The sequence below is a fragment of the Streptomyces sp. M-16 genome (assembly GCF_052114405.1).
Taxonomy (GTDB): domain Bacteria; phylum Actinomycetota; class Actinomycetes; order Streptomycetales; family Streptomycetaceae; genus Streptomyces.
In genome coordinates this window covers 1-5056 of record NZ_JBFRER010000234.1, presented here as the reverse complement: position 1 = coordinate 5056, position 5056 = coordinate 1, and the positions used below count along the sequence as shown (strand labels likewise).

The window sequence follows — 5056 nt, the reverse complement described above, 5'->3', positions numbered from 1 at the left end:
GCACCGGAGGCCCGCCGGCACCGGGCGACGCGGCGGGCGGCGCGGCGGGCGACGCGGGGCCGGAGGGCGCGGCGGCGGACGGCTGCTGCTGCTCGTTCACGGGGGATCCCTTGGTTTCGCGGTTCAGCATTCGGTGCTGTTTATTCCTTTTGGGTACGAATGCCAGCCTACGGGGGATGCGGGTGGAGCGGGGTGGGGGTGCTGGGTGCTGGGCGGGGTCGGGGGTGGGCGGCGCACCCTTGGCCGGGATCGGGGGAGGGCTGGGGGCGTCCCGCCAGTCCACTGTCCTTCCGTGTCGGGCCGGTCCCTCAAGGGCGCTCCTTCGTCGCGTCGCTTCGCGATGGCCTTCGGCCACCCTTGACCGACCGTCCCGCCACGGAATGCCAAAGACTGCCGGGAAGCCCCCAGGGAAACGGCCGGGAGGAAGAGTGGATGTGCGGGTGCCTCAGGGATGCCCGGCCCCTCCCCGCCTGGGTGGACCCGAGATGCGGGCCCATTTCCACCAGATTCCGGGCCGGGGGCAGTCAGACCACCCGACACGGCGACCAGATCATCCGGCGGGCACCCCGCGCATCGGATCGCTACGCGCTTCACTCGGCATAGCGTCCGCCGCCCGTCTGGGGCTGGACATAAGCCGCCCAAGAGGGGTATTTGGCTCGCTCGTCGGGCGACTGACGGCCGGCAGAGGGCCCTTCCTGTTCCTTGGAGGGCTCTGTCGGACTCTGAGGACGACAAAGTCGTCCTCAGAGTCCGACAAGCTCCATCAGGGCCCCTTCGGGGCCCATTCGGCACCCCAAAAGGGACAAACAACCCGCGCTCGCCTGAGGGGGGAAGACTCTCGGCCGTGGGCGGTCTATGTCCGGCCCCAGACGGCCGGCGGACGCTATGCCGGGCGAAGCGCGTAGCGATCTGACGCGTCTGTGGGGCATGCCGGGCGCTCTGGTCGCCCCGGGCCTTGGACCGATGAGGGATTCGGGGCCCGGAATGGGGGACTGGGCGGAGACGGCTCGCACATCGCTGCGCTGCCCGCTCCTCCTCCTCTTCCCCGGTAACCGTTCTTTTGGGGGTTTCTCGGCAGTCTTTGGCATTCCGTGGCGGGACGGGCTGTCAAGGGTGGCCGAAGGCCATCGCGAAGCGACGCGACCGAAGGGAGCGCCCTTGACGGCCCGGCCCGACGCGGAAGGACGATGAGACTGACGGGAAACCCCCAAACCCTCCCTGACACGGACCAGGTCGAGTCCCGCCGCCCCCCGACCCCGCCTCGACCCCGACCAGCCTCGCCCCCCGTCACCCCCTGCGGGACAGGGCCTCGTGGACGGCGTCGTCGGAGCGGGCGATCAGGGCGGTGCCGTCCTCGGCGGTGATGATCGGGCGCTGGATGAGCTTCGGGTGGGCCGCCAGGTGGGCGATCCAGGCCTGCCGGGCCGGTTCCGTCGCCTCGCGCGGCAGGTCCCGTACGCCGGTCTCCTTCGCGAGGGGGTCGGAGGTGCGCGTGATGTCCCACGGCTCCAGGCCGAGGCGTCCCAGCACCTCGCGGATCTCGGCCTCGGACGGCACGTCCTCCAGGTACCGGCGCACGGTGTACTCGGCGCCCTCCGCGTCCAGCAGGGTCAGCGCGCTGCGGCACTTCGAGCAGGCGGGATTGATCCAGATCTCCATGCGCACCAGGGTAGTCAGACTCCGTCTGGCCAGGGGCTTTTGTCAGTGCCCCCCGGTAAAATCGAGGGAGCACGACAGGAAGCCAACTACTGTTTGGGAGGCTGTAGATGGCCGCTGCCGCGATCATTGTGATGCCCAAGAAGAAGCCGCTGCCGGCGGGCCTGCCCCGCGAGTGGTACGAGAGCCACAACCGCCGCCTGAAGGCGATGCGGCTGGCGATTTCCCTGCTCGACACGGGGACGTACGACGCCAAGCGCGCCACCAACCGCAAGATACGGACGATGGCGGTGCGGGTGGGTATCCACCGGCCGTCCAACCTCACCTGCAGGATGGTCCGGGCCTTCATCGCCGCCCACAGCTGATGTGCTGATGTGACGGCCGGCCGGCCCGCCGGGGCTCTCCGCCCCGGCGGCCCGGCCGGACCGCTCACTTCTCGTCGAAGGTGATGTCTTCGACCGGGCGGGTCATCTTCACGGTCTGCAGGGCGGTGTCGACCTCGACGATGCGGTGCAGGCCGGTGAGCGGCTCCGGCTGTCCCTGGAGGTAGAACCGGTCCGCGGCCCCGGCGAGGAAGGCGCGGAAGCAGCCGAGGGCGGGGGCCGCCGGGTTGAGGTCCAGGTAGTCCTTCAGCCGGCGGAACAGCTTCGGGAGGATCACCGCCCCGGTGTCGGCCGTGAGGGAGGACATCCCGGTGACCTCGGCCCCGTCGGTCGTCCGGTCCCGGTCCCACACGCCCTTCTTGGGGGTGGAGCTCCTCGCCGCCCGCGCCGCGAGGGTGAGGGAGGCGCGCAGGTGGTCGGGGAAGCCGGTGTAGAAGGTCGGGTAGGCCAGGCCGAGGCTGACCAGGTGGTGGTTGGCGGTGTTCCTCAGCTGCCTCTCGTCGACCTCGATCTCGTAGCCGTTGAAGACGGGCGGGATCCTGCGGCCGACCAGGGCCACGCACCGGCCGAAGATGTCGGCGCCGCCGGTGAGGATGAAGCCGGGCACGGTCTCGGGGGTGGTGCTGGTGATGGTTTCCAGGTCGTCGCGGACGAACTGGGTGAAGCCGAGCCAGGTCAGCAGCTCGTCCGCGGCCCGGTGGGCCAGGTCCAGGGGCTGGTGCTGCACGCCGGAGTCGTCGTCGCCGTAGTGGGTCTCCAGCGCGTCGATGGCCTCCAGCCGGATGGAGGCGCGGCCGTCGGCCTTGGGCAGGACCTTGTGGTCGCCCGGTACGCGCTTCCAGTCGGCCACGTCGTCCGGGGTGAAGGGGATCGTGTCGCCGTCCGGTTTGGAGCCCGTCGCGCGGAAGGTGCCTCTGATGAGCAGCATGGACATGGCGACTCCCACGATGTCGGGACGGTGTCGCTACCGAGTGTGGTCGTCGACTACGCACCGTGCGTGTCCGGTGAATCTAGGGACCCGGCGGGCCGCCGGGCAACCGCCTTTCGGGCGACAGCATCAGCAGGGCCACGTCGTCACCCGGGCCGCCCCGGGTGTAGGCCTCCAGGTCCTGCCACACCGCCGGGACCAGGCCCGCGGGGTCGGCGGCCAGCGCCGGCAGGCGGGTGGCCAGCGGGTAGAAGACCCCGGCCGCGTCGCGGGCCTCGGTGACCCCGTCCGTGTGCGCGAGGAGCCGGTCGCCGGGCAGCAGCGGGAGCTCGGTCACCGGCGGGAGGGTGGGCCCGGTCAGTCCCAGGCCCAGCGGAGGTCCTGGTTCCGCCTTCACCTCCGAGACCTCGAAGTCCCGGAGGAGCAGTACCGGGGGGTGGCCGCACGACACGATGCGCACGAGGTCCCGTCCGGGCGGGAACTCCAGCAGCACCGCCGTGGCGAACAGCTCCGGGTGCGGGGTGGAGTCCGCCGCGGCGTCCGCGGTCAGCCGCCGGTCCAGCCGGGCCGCGACCCCGGTCAGCTCCGGATCGTCCAGTACCGCCTCGCGGAAGGCGCCGAGCAGGGCGACGACCGTCCCGACCGCCGTCAGCCCGTGCCCCTGGACGTCGGCCACCACCGCCCGCACCCCGTACGGTCCGGCCCGTACGTCGTACAGGTCGCCACCGACCAGAGTGCCGCGCTGGGCCGCCCGGTAGAGCGCGGCGCAGCGCACCGTGCCCACCTGCTCCGGAACCGGCGGCAGTACCGCCATCTGGGCGGCCTCGGCGACCGTGCGGACGGTCACGAGCTGGGCGTCCCGGCGCCGCCGCACCAGGGCGATGACCACGCTGAGCAGCCCGACGGTGGCCACGGTCGCCAGGTCCGAGCTGTGGGCGTGGCCGACGCCGAGCGCGGGCACCCCGAGGAGCACCAGCACCACGACGGCGAAGGCGGCGGTGCCGCCGGCCCCGTAGGAGAAGGCGGCCACGGCGGGCAGGGCGGCCAGGAAGTAGCCCAGCTCGGCGGTCCCGGGCGTCAGCCACTGGATGAAGCAGAGCACCACCAGGGCCACCGCGGGCGCGAGCCGGGCCCAGCGCGGTGGCGGTGCTCCGTGCAGGCTGCCCAGGTCCTCCCGTCCGCGTCTCACCCCTCCACCCTGGTACCGGTGCCCGGGGCGCGCACGCCGGGTGGCTCCGGCGGGCGCGGGCCGCGACAGTGGTCCCGTGACGGATGTGCAGAGTGTCGCCATCAGCACCCGGCTGAACTGGCTGCGGGCCGGGGTGCTGGGCGCCAACGACGGGATCATCTCGACGGCCGGCCTGGTCGTGGGCGTGGCCGGCGCGACCACCTCGCGCACGGCGATCCTGACGGCGGGGGTGGCGGGCCTGCTGGCCGGGGCGCTGTCGATGGCGGCGGGGGAGTACGTGTCGGTGAGCTCGCAGCGGGACTCCGAGCGGGCGGCGCTGGAGGTGGAGCGGCGGGAACTGGCCGAGGAGCCCGAGGCGGAGCTCGACGAACTCACCGGGATGCTGATGGACCGGGGCCTGGACCACGCGGTGGCCCGGGAGGCGGCGGAGCAGCTGACGGAGCGGGACGCGCTGCGGGCGCACGCGCGCGTGGAGCTCGGCATCGAGCCGGACGAGCTGGCGAACCCGTGGCACGCGGCGTTCGCGAGCCTGGTGGCCTTCACGGTGGGTGCGGTGCTGCCGCTGCTGGCGATCGTCCTGCCGGGGCCGTCCGGGCGGGTGCCGGTCACGGTGACGGCCGTGCTGGCCGCGCTCACCCTGTGCGGGGTGGTCAGCGCCCGGCTCGGCGGGGCCCCGGTCCCGCGGGCGGTCCTGCGCAACGTCCTGGGCGGCGCGCTCGCCATGGCCGTGACCTACGTGGTGGGCACCTGGCTCGGCACCACCTGATCCCGCCGGGCCCCGGCGCCTCGACCGCCGGCGGCRCCGGGTCGTGCCGGCCGCAGCCGTTCGGGTGCGGGCCGGTTGCCGGGGGCCGGCCCCGGACCCCCGCGCCTCGACCGCCGGCGGGGCCGGGTCCGGCC

Annotated in this window: 5 protein-coding genes; 2 read left to right on the top strand and 3 right to left on the bottom strand. The window is 73.1% G+C overall.

Annotated features, from left to right (window positions below; translation table 11 throughout):
* Positions 1-1287: 1287 nt before the first annotated feature.
* Positions 1288-1659 carry an ArsC/Spx/MgsR family protein gene (locus tag AB4039_RS41415; protein ID WP_266838677.1) on the bottom strand — a complete coding sequence of 124 codons (372 nt, stop codon included), beginning with the start codon at positions 1657-1659 and terminating at the stop codon, positions 1288-1290.
* Between the two features lie 107 nt (positions 1660-1766).
* Between AB4039_RS41415 and AB4039_RS41410 the strand changes: the two genes are divergently transcribed.
* Complete coding sequence (locus AB4039_RS41410; protein WP_266838676.1) at positions 1767-2021, top strand: hypothetical protein; 255 nt, start codon at positions 1767-1769, stop codon at positions 2019-2021.
* Between the two features lie 64 nt (positions 2022-2085).
* On the opposite strand, the gene AB4039_RS41405 is transcribed toward AB4039_RS41410, so the two are convergent.
* Positions 2086-2967, bottom strand: coding sequence for a nuclease (locus AB4039_RS41405; RefSeq protein ID WP_442273216.1), 882 nt, complete (start codon positions 2965-2967; stop codon positions 2086-2088).
* Between the two features lie 82 nt (positions 2968-3049).
* Complete coding sequence (locus AB4039_RS41400) at positions 3050-4156, bottom strand: PP2C family protein-serine/threonine phosphatase (RefSeq protein ID WP_266838674.1); 1107 nt, start codon at positions 4154-4156, stop codon at positions 3050-3052.
* A gap of 76 nt (positions 4157-4232) precedes the next feature.
* Between AB4039_RS41400 and AB4039_RS41395 the strand changes: the two genes are divergently transcribed.
* Positions 4233-4922, top strand: coding sequence for a VIT1/CCC1 transporter family protein (locus AB4039_RS41395; RefSeq protein WP_266838673.1), 690 nt, complete (start codon positions 4233-4235; stop codon positions 4920-4922).
* Positions 4923-5056 lie beyond the last annotated feature (134 nt).